17 protein-coding genes are annotated in these 17,497 nt (G+C 55.2%); 9 read left to right on the forward strand and 8 right to left on the reverse strand.

Features of this window, described 5'->3' with window-relative positions:
- The 4 genes from dnaQ to ACTG4B_RS00355 are packed head-to-tail and all read right to left on the reverse strand — an operon-like array spanning position 1 to position 2,735.
- Complete coding sequence (gene dnaQ / locus ACTG4B_RS00340; protein WP_439153674.1) at positions 1-732, reverse strand: DNA polymerase III subunit epsilon; 732 nt, start codon at positions 730-732, stop codon at positions 1-3.
- Between the two features lie 4 nt (positions 733-736).
- The gene (gene coaE, locus ACTG4B_RS00345) at positions 737-1,315 is read right to left on the reverse strand and encodes a dephospho-CoA kinase (protein WP_439153675.1); all 579 of its coding nucleotides are present in this window, start codon (positions 1,313-1,315) and stop codon (positions 737-739) included.
- Complete coding sequence (locus ACTG4B_RS00350; protein ID WP_439153676.1) at positions 1,312-2,139, reverse strand: shikimate dehydrogenase; 828 nt, start codon at positions 2,137-2,139, stop codon at positions 1,312-1,314. Before ACTG4B_RS00350 ends, coaE begins: the two co-directional genes overlap by 4 nt.
- Positions 2,136-2,735, reverse strand: coding sequence for a Maf family protein (locus ACTG4B_RS00355; protein WP_439153677.1), 600 nt, complete (start codon positions 2,733-2,735; stop codon positions 2,136-2,138). The genes ACTG4B_RS00350 and ACTG4B_RS00355 overlap by 4 nt, the downstream gene beginning before the upstream one ends.
- Before the next feature lie 408 nt (positions 2,736-3,143).
- On the opposite strand from ACTG4B_RS00355, the gene hemJ reads away from it, so the two are divergent.
- The 7 genes from hemJ (at position 3,144) to ACTG4B_RS00390 (ending at position 10,489) form a co-directional block, all read left to right on the forward strand.
- The gene (hemJ, locus tag ACTG4B_RS00360) at positions 3,144-3,590 is read left to right on the forward strand and encodes a protoporphyrinogen oxidase HemJ (protein WP_439153678.1); all 447 of its coding nucleotides are present in this window, start codon (positions 3,144-3,146) and stop codon (positions 3,588-3,590) included.
- 117 nt (positions 3,591-3,707) lie between these two features.
- The gene (gene rho, locus ACTG4B_RS00365; RefSeq protein ID WP_439153679.1) at positions 3,708-4,982 is read left to right on the forward strand and encodes a transcription termination factor Rho; all 1,275 of its coding nucleotides are present in this window, start codon (positions 3,708-3,710) and stop codon (positions 4,980-4,982) included.
- Positions 4,983-5,012: 30 nt separating this feature from the next.
- Positions 5,013-6,293, forward strand: coding sequence for a tRNA uridine-5-carboxymethylaminomethyl(34) synthesis GTPase MnmE (gene mnmE, locus ACTG4B_RS00370; protein WP_439153680.1), 1,281 nt, complete (start codon positions 5,013-5,015; stop codon positions 6,291-6,293).
- Positions 6,294-6,296: 3 nt separating this feature from the next.
- Positions 6,297-8,177, forward strand: coding sequence for a tRNA uridine-5-carboxymethylaminomethyl(34) synthesis enzyme MnmG (gene mnmG, locus ACTG4B_RS00375; protein WP_439153681.1), 1,881 nt, complete (start codon positions 6,297-6,299; stop codon positions 8,175-8,177).
- A gap of 3 nt (positions 8,178-8,180) precedes the next feature.
- Positions 8,181-8,810, forward strand: coding sequence for a 16S rRNA (guanine(527)-N(7))-methyltransferase RsmG (gene rsmG / locus ACTG4B_RS00380; protein WP_439153682.1), 630 nt, complete (start codon positions 8,181-8,183; stop codon positions 8,808-8,810).
- Positions 8,788-9,612, forward strand: a complete 825-nt coding sequence (locus tag ACTG4B_RS00385; RefSeq protein WP_439153683.1) for a ParA family protein — start codon at positions 8,788-8,790, stop codon at positions 9,610-9,612. Before rsmG ends, ACTG4B_RS00385 begins: the two co-directional genes overlap by 23 nt.
- Positions 9,602-10,489 carry a ParB/RepB/Spo0J family partition protein gene (locus ACTG4B_RS00390; protein WP_439153684.1) on the forward strand — a complete coding sequence of 296 codons (888 nt, stop codon included), beginning with the start codon at positions 9,602-9,604 and terminating at the stop codon, positions 10,487-10,489. The genes ACTG4B_RS00385 and ACTG4B_RS00390 overlap by 11 nt, the downstream gene beginning before the upstream one ends.
- On the opposite strand, the gene hemW is transcribed toward ACTG4B_RS00390, so the two are convergent.
- From hemW to rph, 3 genes are read right to left on the reverse strand one after another with little or no spacing between them, the layout of a single operon-like run.
- The gene (gene hemW / locus ACTG4B_RS00395) at positions 10,486-11,643 is read right to left on the reverse strand and encodes a radical SAM family heme chaperone HemW (RefSeq protein ID WP_439153685.1); all 1,158 of its coding nucleotides are present in this window, start codon (positions 11,641-11,643) and stop codon (positions 10,486-10,488) included. The two genes, ACTG4B_RS00390 and hemW, sit on opposite strands and share 4 nt — an antisense overlap.
- Complete coding sequence (rdgB, locus tag ACTG4B_RS00400) at positions 11,636-12,244, reverse strand: RdgB/HAM1 family non-canonical purine NTP pyrophosphatase (RefSeq protein WP_439153686.1); 609 nt, start codon at positions 12,242-12,244, stop codon at positions 11,636-11,638. The genes hemW and rdgB overlap by 8 nt, the downstream gene beginning before the upstream one ends.
- Positions 12,244-12,951 carry a ribonuclease PH gene (rph, locus tag ACTG4B_RS00405; protein WP_439153687.1) on the reverse strand — a complete coding sequence of 236 codons (708 nt, stop codon included), beginning with the start codon at positions 12,949-12,951 and terminating at the stop codon, positions 12,244-12,246. The genes rdgB and rph overlap by 1 nt, the downstream gene beginning before the upstream one ends.
- Before the next feature lie 117 nt (positions 12,952-13,068).
- Between rph and hrcA the strand changes: the two genes are divergently transcribed.
- Positions 13,069-14,133: a heat-inducible transcriptional repressor HrcA gene (gene hrcA, locus ACTG4B_RS00410; RefSeq protein ID WP_439153688.1), complete on the forward strand. Its 1,065-nt coding sequence runs from the start codon at positions 13,069-13,071 to the stop codon at positions 14,131-14,133.
- A 12-nt stretch (positions 14,134-14,145) separates the two neighbouring features.
- Positions 14,146-14,700 carry a nucleotide exchange factor GrpE gene (locus ACTG4B_RS00415; RefSeq protein WP_439153689.1) on the forward strand — a complete coding sequence of 185 codons (555 nt, stop codon included), beginning with the start codon at positions 14,146-14,148 and terminating at the stop codon, positions 14,698-14,700.
- An 83-nt stretch (positions 14,701-14,783) separates the two neighbouring features.
- On the opposite strand, the gene mutS is transcribed toward ACTG4B_RS00415, so the two are convergent.
- The gene (gene mutS / locus ACTG4B_RS00420; protein WP_439153690.1) at positions 14,784-17,411 is read right to left on the reverse strand and encodes a DNA mismatch repair protein MutS; all 2,628 of its coding nucleotides are present in this window, start codon (positions 17,409-17,411) and stop codon (positions 14,784-14,786) included.
- Between the last annotated feature and the right edge of the window lie 86 nt (positions 17,412-17,497).

Below are 17,497 nucleotides of genomic sequence, written 5' to 3' on the forward strand. Positions count from 1 at the left end.
TCAGCCCATTCTTTTCCACAACGCGCCGTCGCCCAGACTGTCGATAAAGACAGCATGGGCGGCTGCTTCTTCTTTGGTGATGCGAGAGTCGAGCTTTTGCGGTCTTGGCATCGGCCGCCAATCGTCTTTCTTGTTGTCCCCGGATCGCGACCCGGTATTGGTGGAAAGCGCAAAATCAGGCTGCCGCCCACCGATCAGTTCCAGATAAACCTCTGCCAGAATTTCACTATCCAGAAGCGCGCCGTGCAGTGTGCGCGATGAATTGTCGATTGCGAACCGCCGGCACAGCGCATCCAGCGATGCAGGCGAGCCCGGAAATTTCCGCCGTGCAATAGCCAGCGTATCCAGTGCCTGATCCATCGGCAAAAGCTGACGGTTCAGCCAACCAAGTTCGGCGTTCAAGAACTTCATATCGAACGCCGCATTGTGAATGATCAGGCGGGCATCGCCAATGAAATCAATGAAATTTTGTGCAATATCCTTGAATAGGGGCTTGTCACGCAGGGTTTCCTGACCGGGCTTTGGCTCCTGTGGCGGCTCTAACAGGTCGGGGCCGATCCCGTGCACGCCAAATGCTTCGGCAGGCATGGACCGTTGGGGATTGATATATTGGTGATAGGTCCGCCCTGTCGGAACATGACCAATCAGTTCAATCGCACCGATCTCGACGATGCGGTCGCCCTCTGACGGTTCAAACCCCGTGGTTTCGGTATCAAGTACAATTTCACGCATAAGGTTACCCGGCCAGTTCCGAAATAAGATGTCGCACAGCGGCGCGGGTATCGTCCAGTGTCAGCGTTTCAATCACGTGATCCGCGCGCGCACGTTTTTCTGCATCAGGCATCTGCCGGGCGAGGATTGCTGCAAATTGATCTTCAGTCATACCAGGCCGGGCCAGAACGCGGGTTTTTTGCACATCCGGCGGTGCGGTGACGACCAGTACAGATGTCAGCCAATCATCCGCCCCCGTTTCAAACAAAAGCGGGATGTCAAAAACGACCAGCGGACCGCCATGTTTTGCAATGAACGCCTGCCGGTCGGCAGCGACCAAAGGGTGCACGATCTGTTCGATCTTTTCCAGGGCGGATGGATCATCGGCAATGATCCCCTTGAGCTTTGGGCGGCTGACGGCACCATCAACAATAGCCTGCGGGAAAAGGCGCCCAACCGACGCAACCGCTGCACCCCCCCTGTTATAAAGCCGGTGAACGGCAGCGTCAGCATCCCAAACGGGGATCCCTTCGTGGGCGAACATTTGGGCCGTGGTTGATTTGCCCATGCCGATCGAACCGGTCAGCCCGAGCAGATGGGTCATGACAGGACAGCGCGACGCGTCAATTCGTCAACCTCCGGGCGCTTGCCGAACCAGCGTTCAAAGCCCGGCACACCCTGATGCAGCAACATTCCAAGACCGTCGACTGTGGTGCAGCCTGCCGCTTTTGCGGCCAACAGAAAAGGCGTGTGCAGCGGGTTGTAGACAATATCGGTGACAACCGCATCCGGACGCAGCAGATCAAGCGGAACCCGGAATTCCTGCGCACCTTTCATACCAAGCGATGTGGTATTGATGACTGTCCGCGCCTCTGACAGCATCAGGTTGGCCTGCACCCAGTCAATGACCTGAATACGTGCGCCAAATTCAGCCTTCAGTGCTTCGGCTTTGGGGCGGGTGCGGTTGGCCAGCAGAATTTCTGGCACGCCGGCATCAGCCAGGGCCACGATAATTGCGCGCGCAGCACCACCCGCACCAAAAATGGCAGCTGGCCCAGCCTTGGGATCCCATTCAGGTGCGCCTTGTCGCAGGTTTGCCATGAAACCATAGCCGTCTGTATTGTCTGCCAGGATCTTGCCATCGTTCTTGAAGATCAGTGTATTTGCCGCCCCGATCAGCGTCGCCCTGTCCGTGATCTGATCGGCAAGCCGCATCACGGCGACTTTATGCGGAATCGTTACATTTGCACCGACAAAGCCTTGCTCCGGCATATGGTGCAGGGTTTCAGCAAGTGCGTCTTCGGTGACCTGAAGTGCCGTATATTCGCCTTGGATCCCGTACCGGTCCAGCCAGTGGTTATGTAATTTGGGCGACAGGGAATGGCTGATCGGGTTTCCGAGGACAGCGGCACGGGGGATCTGAGTCATGAGGGCAGTGTTCCGCGAAGTGTGAGGTAAGACAAGAGTTCCAGGAGTGGCAATCCGAGGACATTGAAATAATCACCGTCAATGCGTGAAAAAAGACGCACACCTTCTTCTTCCAGCTTATAGGCCCCAACGGCGTGGCGGATGCTATCCCAGTTTCGGCTGACGTAGGCGTCGAGATAGTCATCAGACGCGTCGCGCATCCGGAGACGAACGACACCGACGTGACGCCAAAGCGGTTTTCCTTCGCCATATATCACGGCGGCTGACAAAAGTTGGTGAGTGTCCGCCCGCAGTGACTTCAGCTGGTCCAACGCATCCGCGGGGGTGGCAGGTTTTGCGAGGATCCGATCACCATGCGCGAGGATCTGATCACATCCAATCACAAGGGCATCAGGATTTTTGGCCGCCACGCGCTGTGCCTTCATCTCGGCCAATGTATCTGCAATATCACGCGGAGATGCATCCTCCATTTCCAGAGACTGACGGATTGCATCCTCATCGATGCGCGCAATCTGCACGCTGTGCACGACGCCAGCGTTGCGCAACAAACTGGCACGGATGTCGGACCCGGAGGCAAGGATGATGTTTTCAGTCATGGGGATAACTTTTGGGAGAAACCTTGTGCCAGTCTGAGGGTTTTTTGTGTGAAGTAACTAGCCCGACCGAGCCTGTTGGGAAATGACAGATGTATGCAACACGTCAAGACAAGTTTTCCACCGTGGGGAAGTATAAGTCGGGCCTGTGGAAGAATCGACCCGGATCAGACTGTCAACACATGTTCAGACAAGGATATTCAGCTTTATTTCACACTTAAATTATTGATTATATTGTTTTTATTATTTATTTTACCTGCGACAAAAAATATTTTCCAATGAACAGCAGCTTGGGATAACTCTGCGGATGAAAAAGAAAGCCACAGAAAAAGCCGACACTAATAACAACAACATCTTTTCTCTTCTTTAATATTAATTAAGAGGAGAGAACGAAAGAAAGTGAAAACCGCGATGGAACTGCTGAACAATTTTTACGATTGGATCAAGGCGGTTCATATCATGGCGGTGATCGCATGGATGGCAGGGCTGTTTTATCTGCCCCGCCTGTATGTCTATCACGTGGAAAGGGCTGCCGTCGGGTCTGAACTTGACCATACATTTCAAGTCATGGAGCTGAAACTCTTGCGGGTGATCATGAACCCGGCAATGATTGTCGCATGGTCCGCCGGTCTGGTGATGATCGGGTTAGGCGCCTTTGACTGGGGGTCTGTGTGGGCCTGGGTCAAGATTTTTTCGGTGATCGCGATGACAGGGGCACATGGTTGGATGGCAGCGCGTCGCAAAGAGTTTGCGGCGGGCAAGAATACCCGGAGCGGACGGGCGTATAGGCTGTTCAATGAGGTGCCGACCGTACTGATGGTGCTGATCGTTGTTGCTGTAGTGGTGCGACCCTTCTAGGGAACGATTGACTATCGTATCGGGGTTGCCTATTTCAGGGTCAGCTTCCCGTCCGGGAAAGTGTTTTCCATTTCCGTTCTAGAAAATGTCGGCGCATGCGCCGACTGTGGATTTTTCATGCAACAACATCACCGTTTGAACCTTGCCGATCTGAAGGCGCAAAGCCCGAAGGATCTGTTGTCTTTGGCTGAAGAGCTAGAGATCGAGAATGCCTCGACCATGCGGAAGGGCGACATGATGTTCGCCATTCTCAAGGAGCGGGCAGATGAAGAGTGGGTGATCGGTGGTGATGGTGTGCTGGAGGTATTGCAGGACGGGTTCGGTTTTCTGCGGTCACCAGAGGCGAACTATCTGCCTGGGCCGGATGATATCTATGTTTCCCCTGATATGATCCGTCAGCATTCGCTCCGCACGGGCGATACGGTTGAAGGGGTCATGAAAGAACCAAATGACAGTGAGCGGTATTTTGCACTGACCTCTGTTGAGCAGATCAATTTCGAGGATCCCGAAAAGGCCAAGCATAAAGTTGCCTTTGATAACCTGACGCCGCTTTATCCAGACGAACGATTGAAGATGGAGGTCGAGGATCCGACCATAAAGGATAAATCTGCGCGTATCATTGATCTTGTGGCGCCGATCGGGAAGGGCCAGCGATCACTGATCGTGGCACCGCCGCGGACAGGTAAGACGGTTCTGTTGCAAAATATTGCCAACTCGATCGGGAAGAATCACCCGGAGTGTTATTTGATTGTCTTGCTGATCGATGAACGGCCTGAGGAAGTGACCGACATGCAACGTTCGGTAAAGGGCGAGGTTGTTTCATCGACTTTTGATGAGCCTGCGACCCGCCACGTTGCAGTATCGGAGATGGTGATTGAAAAGGCCAAGCGGCTGGTAGAGCATAAGCGTGATGTTGTTATTTTGTTGGATTCGATCACGCGGTTGGGTCGGGCCTTTAACACGACTGTACCATCCTCCGGCAAGGTGTTGACCGGCGGCGTGGACGCAAATGCCCTGCAGCGGCCGAAGCGGTTCTTTGGTGCCGCACGCAATATCGAGGAAGGTGGGTCACTAACGATTATTGCCACAGCTTTGATCGACACGGGAAGCCGGATGGACGAGGTGATCTTTGAAGAATTCAAGGGTACTGGTAACAGCGAAATCGTTCTTGACCGCAAGGTGGCCGACAAGCGTGTCTTCCCCGCTATGGACATTCTGAAGTCTGGGACGCGGAAAGAAGAATTACTGGTCGAAAAGTCGGATCTGGCCAAGACATATGTGCTGCGCCGGATTTTGAACCCGATGGGCACGACGGATGCAATCGAATTCCTGATCGGAAAACTGAAGCAGACAAAGAACAATGCGGATTTCTTCGATTCGATGAATACGTAACTTATTGTTCTTAAACAATGGGTTAGATAAATGGACACGATTTTTGCTCTGGCAACGGGACAGGGTCGCGCTGGCGTTGCTGTATTACGGGTTTCTGGTCCGAAGGCGGTAACGGCTGTTGGGCGACTGGTCAAAGACGTGCCGGTGGCCCGTGGTTTGCGGATTGTGCGGGATCAGGCTGGCCAGTTACTGGATCATGCTTTGGTTTTACGTTTTCCAGAAGGAAAGAGTTTTACCGGAGAAGAGGTGGTCGAACTTCATGTGCATGGAAGCCCTGCCGTCGTGGCTGCATTGTTGCGGGTTCTGGGGAACATGCCGGATTTGCGTCAGGCAGAAGCTGGTGAATTTACACGCCGTGCGCTGGAAAACGGGACGCTTGATCTGGCCCAAGTCGAGGGGCTGGCAGATCTGATCGACGCGGAGACAGAGGGGCAGCGCCGACAAGCTGTGCGGGTATTTTCCGGGGCGCTGGGTGCCTTGGCAGAAGGTTGGCGTGCTGATCTGATCCGGGCTGCGGCCCTGTTAGAGGCGACCATCGATTTTGCAGACGAAGAGGTTCCTGAGAATGTAACACCCGAGGTGCTGAACCTGATTGGTGGTGTGAAGGCAGAAATGCAGCGTGAATCTGCAGGCGTGCGGATAGCAGAGCGGCTGCGTGATGGTTTTGAAGTTGCGATTATTGGCGCACCGAATGTGGGCAAGTCAACGCTGTTGAATAGGCTGGCCGGGCGTGACGTTGCGATTACGTCTTCGGTTGCAGGGACAACCCGTGACGTCATAGAAGTGAGGTTGGATCTGGAGGGTTTGCCTGTCACGTTCCTTGACACCGCCGGGTTGCGTGAAACGGACGACGAGGTAGAGAGTATCGGTGTTGCGCGGGCGCGAGAACGCGCCGCCCAATCTGATCTGCGGGTCTATATGATGTTACCAGGTGATGACGTACCACAAGGACTGCTGTCCGAGGATATCATTGTGCAAGCAAAGGCAGATATAAATCAGGTGGTTGGGTTTGCGGTCTCTGGAAAAACCGGGATCGGTATTGACGCACTTGTGGCAAGAATTTCCGAGATTTTGAATGAGCAGGTTGCAGAAATTGGAACCGCTATGCGGGAACGGCACCGTGTTGCGATGGTCCGATCGATTGATTTCCTGGAGGCGACGGAACTTGCACTGTCCGATCAGAATGGGATGATGGACCTGATCGCGGAAGATCTTCGTTCTGCAATTCGGGCGGTGGATAGTCTTGTTGGACGGGTTGATGTAGAACATGTACTGGATGAGATTTTCTCAAGCTTTTGCATCGGAAAATGAGGAGTGTTTCACGTGAAACATCAGGAATTTGATGTCGCCGTTATTGGCGGCGGACATGCAGGGGCCGAAGCGGCACATGCAGCGGCCCGCATGGGTGCACGAACTGTTCTGATTACATTGAGCCGTGAATCGATTGGCGTCATGTCCTGTAACCCTGCAATTGGCGGATTGGGTAAGGGGCACCTTGTCAGGGAAATTGATGCAATGGATGGTGTAATGGGTCGCGTTGCTGATGCGGCCGGAATTCAGTTTCGCCTCTTGAATCGCAAAAAGGGGCCCGCAGTTCAGGGGCCTAGGGCACAAACAGATCGCGCCTTGTATAAGGCTGCAATGCAGGCGGAAATTCGCAAACAGGCGTTTCTGGAGGTGCTTGAAGCAGAGGCGACCGATCTGATCATGGTTGGCGGCCGCGTTGCAGGCGTCGTACTTGACGATGGGGCCGAGCTGTTTGCTAGGTCTGTGATCCTGACAACGGGAACATTTTTGCGCGGTATCATTCATATCGGTGATGTATCGCGGCCAGGTGGGCGCATGGGCGACAAGCCATCTGTCAGAATGGCGGAACGGCTAGATTCCTTTGGATTGCCGTTGGGGCGTTTAAAAACTGGAACACCGCCACGTCTGGATGGTCGCACGATCGCCTGGGATAAGTTGGAGGTTCAGCCTGGCGATGAAGATCCTGCCTTATTTTCCTTCATGTCAAAAGGCGTTGTGGCGCCTCAGGTTGTTTGCGGCATTACGCATACAAACACGCAAACTCATGATATCATAAGAGAAAACCTCGAACGATCTGCGATGTACGGTGGTCACATTGATGGTGTGGGCCCGCGTTACTGTCCATCAATCGAAGACAAGATTGTTCGTTTTGCAGATAAAACGTCACATCAGATATTTTTGGAACCTGAAGGTGTTCAAGATCATACGGTCTATCCCAATGGTATCTCGACATCTTTGCCGGTCGATGTGCAAAACGCTTATGTAAATTCCATAGTCGGTCTTGAAAACGCAGAGATTTTGCAACCCGGCTATGCGATTGAATATGACTATGTTGATCCGCGCGCCTTGCGCGCAACGCTTGAACTGCGGAATGTGCCTGGTCTGTATCTTGCCGGGCAGATCAGCGGGACCACCGGATATGAGGAGGCCGCAGCCCAAGGTTTGGTGGCCGGGCTGAACGCGGCTGTCGCCGTGTTGGGTAGAGAGGAAGTCGTCTTTAGCAGGCGGGACTCTTATATTGGTGTGATGATTGACGATTTGATCACGCGTGGCGTTTCGGAACCCTATCGCATGTTTACGTCGCGCGCCGAGTTCCGTTTATCCTTGCGTGCTGACAATGCGGATCAGCGGCTAACTGCACGCGGATATCAATTGGGCTGCGTTGGCGACGCCCGTTTTCAACAATTTTCCGAGAAGATGGATTTGATAACAAAGGCGCGGAGTCAACTGGAGGGTATCAGCCTTACGGCAAGGGATATTTCGAGCCTTGGGGTCAAGTTGAATGCAGACGGGCCAAGGCGAACGGCGCTAGATGCATTGTCCCTCACGGATCTCGATTTTTCGCACTTAGAGAAACTGGGCGTTATTGTTTCTGATACGCCCGCTGATGTGCGGGATCAGATCAAGAAAGATGCGCTTTATGCTCATTATATTGCCCGGCAGGAACGCGATGTTGCCGCGCTGGAGCGTGATGAGACGCAAGTCATTCCTGAAAAAATGGATTTTAATCAAATTAAAAGCATATCCAGTGAGATTATTGCAAAATTGGAGGCCGCACGTCCGCGCACAGTGGCCCACGCAAGCCGGATCGAAGGGATGACACCTGCGGCCTTGATGCTGATAATCGCCGCGATCAAGCGTGAACAGCAGGCCAAGGTTGGAACCTGAGGTATGACGGTTGCGATTGGGGGGCAGAATGTTTCACGTGAAACATATGCAGAACTGCAGAGCTTTGCAGCGCTTGTTCAGAAGTGGACTCCGCGGATCAATCTGATTTCAAAGGCCAGTATACCCGCTCTATGGGACCGGCACATTGTTGATTCGGTGCAATTATATGGTCTTGCGCCAGCTACGTATGAAAAATGGGTTGATATCGGCAGCGGCGGAGGCTTTCCGGGAATCGTCATGGCCATCTTGGGGAAGGTGGAACAGCCTGCGGCATCCTTCACCCTGATTGAAAGCGACCAGCGCAAAGCGTCGTTTCTGCGAACAGCCGCAAGAGAGCTTTCGTTGCCGGTCACCGTTATTGCAGAGCGGATCGAAGATGCACCACAGCAAGGTGCAGATATTGTATCAGCCCGCGCGCTTACCGCATTATCTGGTCTACTTCCCCTCATTCAGCGCCATTTGAAACCAACGGGGGTCGCGCTCCTGCACAAGGGGCAGCGATATCAAGCTGAAGTAGCAGAGGCCCGGCAATCATGGGGCTTTGATCTCGCTGACTACCCAAGTATCACTGATCCGGACGCCCGACTTCTTACCTTGAAAAGGATACATCGTGACCAAATTACATCTTCATGATGGACCAAGGATCATCGCGATCGCAAATCAAAAAGGTGGCGTTGGCAAGACCACGACGACAATCAATCTTGGCGCGGCCTTGGCAGAGCAAAAAAAGCATGTCCTGCTGATCGATCTTGATCCCCAGGGTAACGCATCGACGGGTCTGGGGATCGACCAGGATCAACGCGAACTGACAACTTATGATTTATTGACAGGTGATGCGGAACTTGCAGAAACCGTCCAAAAAACAGAGTTTCCCGGGCTTTTTGTCGTTCCGGCCACAACAGACCTCAGCTCGGCCGATATCGAGCTGATTGATGATCAAAACCGTAGCTTTCTTTTACGAAACGCGCTCCGAAACGGGCGCATCGATGAACTAGGCTTTGACTATATATTGATCGATTGTCCGCCGTCTCTCAATATATTGACTGTGAACGCGATGGTCGCGGCACATGCGATCATTGTCCCGCTGCAAAGTGAATTTTTCGCACTTGAAGGTCTTTCACAGCTCATCCTCACGGTCAGGAACGTTCGCCAAAGCGCCAACCCAGAGCTGAAAATCGACGGTATCGCGCTGACCATGTATGATCAACGCAACAACCTGTCCTTGCAAGTCGAGGATGACGCCCGCCAGAATATGGGTGACATGGTGTTCAAGACGGTTATCCCGCGGAATGTCCGCCTCAGCGAGGCACCGTCATTTGCCATGCCCGTCCTCACATATGATTCGACATCCAAGGGAAGCATGGCCTATCGGGCGCTCGCGTTAGAGGTCATCGCTAAATCACAGGTAAAGAAGGTTCAACATCATGACGCGTAGCCCGAAAAAATCGCGTGGCCTTGGTCGCGGCCTCTCAGCACTTATGTCTGATGTCGCGGTCGAAGATTCGTCAAACACCAAGCCTCGTCGCCCAGATATGATGGTTCCAGTCGAACAGGTTCGTCCCAACCCTGACCAGCCACGTCGTACATTTGCAGAGGACACCTTGCAGGAACTTGCTGCTTCTGTGTCCGAGAAGGGAATCATCCAGCCACTGATCGTGCGGCAGGCACCGGGCAATCCGGACATGTTTGAAATTGTTGCCGGCGAACGCCGTTGGCGCGCTGCACAGATCGCGCAGCTTCACGAAATACCTGTCCTCCTGCGAGAGTATAACGACACAGAAGTTCTCGAGGTCGCGATTATCGAGAATATTCAACGCGCTGACCTTAACCCCATCGACGAAGCAGCCGGGTATCGGCTGTTGATGGATCGTTTTGGTCACACCCAGGAACAGCTGGCCATGGCCCTGGGCAAGAGCCGCAGTCACATTGCAAACCTGATGCGCCTGTTGGGGTTACCGGAAGAGGTCCAGCAATATCTTGTTTCTGGCGCACTTTCCGCGGGCCATGCCCGCGCCTTGATCGGCAATGATCGGGCCGCAACCCTCGCAAGAGAGGCGATTCAACGCAAATTGTCGGTGCGTGATGTCGAAAAGCTGGTGAAAAAGGGACCCGCCCTGAAACGTCGGCCAATACCGGGAACCCCGGTGCCCAAAAATGCCGATACCATTCAAATCGAAAACGAACTTTCGGCAACTTTGGGCATGAAAGTCACCATCGACCATAAAGATGGGGAAGACGGCGGTAAAATGACAATTGGCTACAGGTCGCTTGACCAGCTTGACGATCTTCTGCGGGCGCTGTCAGGAAATTAGCTGCGGAGCAGTTCTCTCAACACTGCATTCAACAACGGTTTACCTTTCTGGGTCAGCCGCAGCAGTCCAGTGTCTGAAGTAACCAGGCCTAATTCGACTAGTCGTTTGATATTATTTGATAAATAATCGCAATTATACTGCGACATGCGCTCTAATAGCACGCCTTCGTCCAATCTCATTCCCATTAACAGCAATTCTGCAATCTGGTCTTCAAGGGACAAAACCTCCCGCAAAGACTCCCCATGTCCGGCCGATGTAACCTGTTGAAGCCAAGTTGTCGGAGCAAGCGGAGATTCGGTTGCATAGCGCACACCGCCAATCGTCAATCGCCCATGTGCTCCTGGACCTATCCCTGCATAGTCCCCATAGCGCCAGTAAATCTGGTTGTGGATACTCTCGAAACCTGGGCGCGCATGATTTGACACTTCGTAACCGTCAAACCCTGCAGTCGCACAAATCTCTTGTGTTGCCGCAAACATGTCCGCTGAAAGGTCTTCGTCCGGCAAGTCTCGCAACTTCCCGGCGGCATAGCGATCGCCAAAGGCCGTGCCAGCCTCGATCGTCAACTGATAAAGAGAAAGATGATCTATCGCCAACGCCAGCGCCCGCTTCAGCTCGGTTTCCCACGCTTTCAGCGTCTGGCCTTGCCGCGCATAGATCAGGTCGAAACTGACCCGATCAAACACACTACGAGCGGTTTCAAATGCGGCAATCGCTTCGCGCTCGGAATGTAGCCGCCCAAGAGCCTTCAGATCCGCATCATTCAGCGCCTGTATCCCCATCGACACCCGATTCACGCCCGCATTGCGGTAGCCAGCAAACCGTCCGGCCTCGACAGATGTCGGATTTGCTTCCAGCGTGATTTCGATATCATTTGCCAAGGGCCAAGTAGCGCGTATTTTCGCTAAAATAGCGTCAACAAGCCTTGGCTCCATCATGCTGGGTGTGCCACCGCCAAAAAACACTGATCGTAATACGCGACCCGCAGTTTGTGTTCCTATCCGGTCTATTTCACTCAGATAGGCTTGCTCCCAAGCAATCTGGTCAATCCGTGCCACGACATGGCTGTTGAAGTCGCAATAGGGGCACTTGGCCTGACAAAAGGGCCAATGGATATACAGACCAAACCCGCCGTGTTCCCAATCCTCAGGCAAAGCAACCTGCGATCAGTTTGCGAAAGGCATCGGCGCGGTGACTGATCTTGTTTTTCTCCCAACGATCCATTTCACCAAAGGTGATTTCATATCCGTCTGGTTGAAAAATCGGATCATACCCATGCCCCTGATCGCCGCGCATTGGCCAGACAATCTGTCCAGGCATAATCCCTTCAAATACTGCGTCATGCCCGTCAGGCCATGCCAAAACCAGTGTGCAGCAAAATTGCGCTCTGCGAGGAAAAGGGGCAGAAACAGTCTCTAACTCGGCCCAAGCACGCTCCATCGCCATCTTGAAGTTGCGCCCGTCCGGCGTTTCAGCCCAATCTGCAGTATAGACCCCCGGGGCGCCATTCAGCGCATCAATCGCGATCCCGCTATCGTCGGCCAGTGCAGGCAGGCTCGTCGCAGTGGCCGCTGCATGCGCCTTGATCCGCGCATTGCCAACAAAGGTATTTTCGGTTTCTTCCGGCTCTGGCAGCCCATGATCCGCGTTCGAAGTCAGAGACACCCCATAGGGCTGCAAAAGATCGGCAATTTCTTCCAGTTTGCCCCGATTATGGGTGGCAATGACCAATTCCTTGCCAACAAAGCGTCGCATCAGCCTACCGCCGCCATCTGCGCCGCAGTCAGTTCGGCCACGCCCTTTTCCGCCAGATCCAGCAGCGCATCCATCTGCACGCGACTATAGGTCGATCCTTCGGCTGACATTTGCACCTCGATCAAACGACCGGCAGTCATCACGAAATTCCCGTCTACGCCGGCTTCGCTGTCCTCGGGGTAATCCAGATCCAGTACTTCTTGCCCCGCATAAACCCCACAGGAAATCGCCGCAACAGGATCAATCAGCGGGTCGGAAATCACATCGCCCGCCTTCATCAGCTTTTGGACAGCCAGTTTCAGCGCGACCCAGCCACCTGTGATCGATGCACAGCGCGTCCCGCCGTCGGCTTGGATTACATCGCAATCCACCACGATCTGCCGCTCGCCCAGCGCCACGCGATCGACGCCCGCCCGCAACGACCGCCCGATCAAGCGTTGAATTTCCTGCGTCCGACCGGACTGACCGTTCTTTGCCTCGCGACGCATCCGCGTGTTTGTCGCCCGCGGCAACATCCCGTACTCCGCCGTGACCCAGCCCAGCCCGGAATTTTTCAAAAACGGCGGCACACGATCATCGATTGTAGCGGTGCACAACACATGGGTGTTCCCGCATTTGATCAGGCAGGAGCCCTCCGCATGCATCGTTACGCCTGTTTCAATCGACACGGGGCGCATTTCGTTGGTTTGACGGCCAGATGGGCGCATAAGGACACTCCTGTTATATTCAAACCCGCAGATACGCGCCCCGACTATGAAATCCAACCCCGATTGACGCAGCAAGGGGTTTGGTTTTAATTGCGGCGCCCTTATCTGTAGATAGAAATGACAAAACAGCCGCCAAATATCGCTGACATGAACGACCGCTCGCGCGAGGTGTTTCGCCGCGTGGTCGAAGGTTATCTCGAAAGCGGCGCACCCGTCGGATCGCGCACGTTGACGCGCGACTTTTCCGAGCAAGTCAGCGCGGCGACAATCCGCAATGTCATGCAGGATCTCGAATTCCTTGGCCTGCTTGACAGTCCGCACATCAGCGCGGGACGCATTCCGACGCAGTTGGGCCTGCGCATGTTCGTTGATGGTCTGCTGGAGGTCGGCGATCTGGATGGTGAAGACCGCCAGAAAATTGACCGGACTATGGGTGCCAACGATCAGGATGTGGCGACTGTCCTTGATAAAGTAGGCGAGGCGCTGTCAGGGGTCACCCATGGTGCCAGCCTTGTTCTGACCCCCAAACACGAAGCCCCGATCAAGCATATTGAATTTGTATCACTGTCGCGCGAACGCGCGCTTGTGGTGCTGGTTTTTGCTGACGGGCATGTGGAAAACCGGATTTTCACGCCGCCACCTGGCCAAACGCCTTCGTCGATGCGCGAGGCGGCGAATTTTCTCAATGCCATCGCCGAAGGTCATACGCTGTCGGATCTGGGAAAAGTCATCGCCCGCGAGATTGCGGCCCGCAGGCAGGAAATTGACAGTCTTGCCGCAGACCTGGTCGAAAACGGATTTGCGCTGTGGGAAAACGAAGGCGAACGCACTGAAAGGTTGATCGTGCGCGGGCGTGGAAACCTGCTTTCAGATCACGAGAATGAAACCGATTTGCAGCGTATCCGCAGCCTGTTCGATGATCTGGAGCGTAAACGCGACATCGCCCAATTCCTTGATTTGACCGAGGAAGGCGACGGTGTGCGCATTTTTATCGGGTCCGAGAACAAATTGTTCTCACTTTCGGGTTCCTCTCTGGTCGTTTCCCCTTATATGAACGCCGACCGCAAGATCATTGGCGCCGTGGGCGTCATTGGGCCGACCCGACTGAACTATGGGCGGATCGTGCCGATCGTAAATTACACCGCACAGCTGGTGGGCAAAATGATTGCTGACCGCTCCTGAAGGGAAAAATGAATGTCTGACAAAGACGCCGAATTTCAAAGCCTCGATGAACTCGCTGCCGAAGGCGATGAAATGGATGCCAACACAGAGGCTAATTTCGAAGAAATCGCCGCCCTGCGGGCCGAGCGTGATGAACTGCGTGACAAATTCATGCGCGCGCTGGCCGATGCGGAAAACATGCGCAAGCGGGCCGACCGTGACCGCCGCGAGGCTGAAAACTATGGCGGGTCCAAACTGGCCCGCGACATGCTGCCGGTTTATGACAACATGCGCCGCGCGCTTGATTCCGCTGACGAGGCTGAACAGCAGGTCAACAAGGCCCTTTTGGAAGGTGTCGAACTGACGATGCGCGAACTGATCAGCGTGTTCAAAAGGCACGGGATCGAACCTATCACGCCAGAGGTGGGCGATAAATTCAACCCGCAGCTTCATCAGGCCATGTTCGAGGCCCCCGTGCCCGGCACCAAAGCAGGTGAGATCATTCAGGTCGCCGCTGCTGGTTTCATGCTGCACGACCGGTTACTGCGTCCGGCACAGGTGGGTGTATCTTCGACGCCAGCGTCTTGAGGCATTGAAAGCTTGCGGGGGGCGCTGCCCCCGGCCTGCGGCCTCCCCCGAGGTATTTTTGAACAAAAGAAGGTGTTGACGGCTTAGTCATCGAGCAGGGCACGCAGATCGTAGATCAGCGCGAGCGCTTCTTTCGGGGTCAGATCGTCGGGAAGCACTTCTTTCAAACGCGTCTCAACCTCTGATTCATTCGTTTTCATGGGTTGAGGCGTCGGCGTTGCCGCAAACAGCGGAAGATCGTCAATGATTGCTTTGCGTGTTCCGCCACCTTCGCGCTCACCTTTTTCCAGCGCCTCCAGCACGACCTTGGCCCGCTCCACCACGACTTGCGGTAACCCTGCAAGTCGCGCCACCTGTACGCCATAGCTACGGTCGGCGGTGCCGCGTTTCACCTCGTGCAGGAAAATCACATCCCCGTCCCATTCCTTGACGGTGACCGTCGCGTTTTCCACGCCTGCCAGTTTGGCCGACAGCGCCGACATTTCGTGGTAATGTGTGGCAAACAGCGCGCGACAACGGTTCACATCGTGCAGATGTTCCAATGTGGCCCACGCGATCGACAAGCCGTCATAGGTTGCCGTGCCGCGCCCGATTTCGTCCAATATCACCAGCGCCCGGTCATCCGCCTGGTTCAGGATCGCGGCGGTTTCGACCATCTCGACCATGAACGTGGACCGCCCCCGCGCCAGATCGTCCGACGCGCCGACGCGGCTGAAAATCTGGCTGACAATCCCGATATGCGCATCCTGTGCAGGCACAAAGCTGCCCATTTGCGCAAGGATCGCCAGTAGTGCGTTCTGCCGCAGAAACGTCGATTTGCCCGCCATGTTCGGCCCGGTCAGAAGCCAGATCGGCGCATCGGTCAATCCGCAGTTATTAGCGACAAAGGGCGCGCCGGATTTCTGCAAGGCGGCCTCGACTACCGGATGCCGCCCGGCGGTAATGTCAAACGCGCGGCTGTCGTCAATACGGGGGCGGGTCCAGTTTTCTGCCGTCGCCAGATGCGCCAGTGATGCGGCCAGATCAACCTCTGACAAGGCACGCGCCAGCGCGCCCAAAGGCCCCGCCTGCGCCACAATTGTCTCTTTCAGGCTGGAATAAAGCCGCTTTTCTATCTCAAGCGCCCGTCCTCCAGCGTTAAGGATTTGCGTTTCGATCTCGGACAGTTCGACGGTGGTGAATCGCACCTGATTGGCGGTCGTCTGCCGATGAATAAAGGTTTCATTCAACGGCGGCGCCATCATTTTTTCTGCGTGGGTCGCGGTGGTTTCGATGAAATAGCCCAGCACATTGTTGTGCTTGATCTTCAGTGATTGCACACCCGACAGCGTTACAAAATCTGCCTGCATCGCCGCAATGACGGACCGGCCTTCATCACGCAGTTTGCGCGCCTCGTCCAGCTCGGCATCGTATCCCGGGGCGATAAATCCACCATCGCGTGCCAAAAGCGGCGGTTCGGCCACCAGCCCGTCATCAAGCAGGGCCAGCACATCATCATGCCCCACCAGATCGCGCGCTGCATCTGCCAGCAGCGGGGGCAGATCATCAGCCGCCGGTATGGCTGCGGCCTGCGCGATCGTGTTGCGAATGGCAGCCATGTCACGCGGCCCGCCGCGATCCAGCGCAAGACGCGACAAGGCGCGGTCAAGGTCATGCACCCCGCGCAGCCGGTCGCGGATATCTTCGGTCAGGCGTGTGTTAACGGCCAGATACGCTACGCAATCCTGACGGGCTGCTATCGTGGCCAGATGACATGATGGCGACGCCAACCGCCGCTCCAACAACCGCGCTCCGCCCGCCGTTACTGTCCGGTCGATGCAATGCAACAGTGACCCTTGCCGCCCGCCTGCCATGGCATGGGTCAATTCCAGTGACCGGCGGGTCGCCGTGTCGATCTGCATGGCGGCAGATTGCCCCTCCTGCACCGGGGGGCGCAGAAGGGGAAGATTGCCCTTTTGCGTAATTTCCAGATATTCTGCCACGGCGGACATTGCCGCAATCTCTGCCCGTGAAAAGCTGCCAAAGGCATCCAGCGCGCCAACCTTATACAGTGCGCAAAGCCGTTTTTCGCCTGATGTGCTATCGAAGGCAGCCGCCCCCAATGTTGTCAGTGCGGCACCGGAATCAGACACTATTTCAGCCCAACCGCGCTCTGATCCATCTACCACGATCACCTCGCGCGGGGTCAGGCGGGCCAGTTCGGGGGCCAGTTGCACGGTCGGGCAGGGCATGACGTGAAACGCGCCGGTCGATATATCGACCCATGCCAGCGCGCCTGCATCCCGCACCGTGGCAAACGCTGCCAAGAAGTTGTGACGCCGCGCATCAAGCAGGGAATCCTCGGTCAATGTGCCGGGCGTGACCAGCCGGACGACATCGCGCTTGACCACGGACTTGTGCCCGCGCTTTTTCGCCTCGGCGGGGTTTTCCATCTGTTCGCAGACGGCAACGCGAAACCCCTTGCGGATCAGGGTCAGAAGATACCCTTCGGCGGCATGAACGGGCACACCGCACATCGGAATATCCTGATCTTCGTGCTTGCCGCGCTTTGTCAGCGCAATGTCCAGTGCCGCCGCCGCTGCGACGGCATCGTCAAAAAACATCTCGTAGAAATCGCCCATCCGATAGAACAGCAGCGCATCGGGATAGCCTGCCTTCAGGTCCAGATATTGCGCCATCATGGGCGTGACATTGGATTTCGCGGTGCTCATGCATCCCCCCGGATCATCATGGCGACACTACCGACCCCATGAAAGCGACGAAAGCCCGAAATCAAGCCGTTGCAGCCATTGCCCAG

The organism is Yoonia sp. (assembly GCF_965660735.1).
In the GTDB taxonomy this organism is placed as follows: domain Bacteria; phylum Pseudomonadota; class Alphaproteobacteria; order Rhodobacterales; family Rhodobacteraceae; genus Yoonia.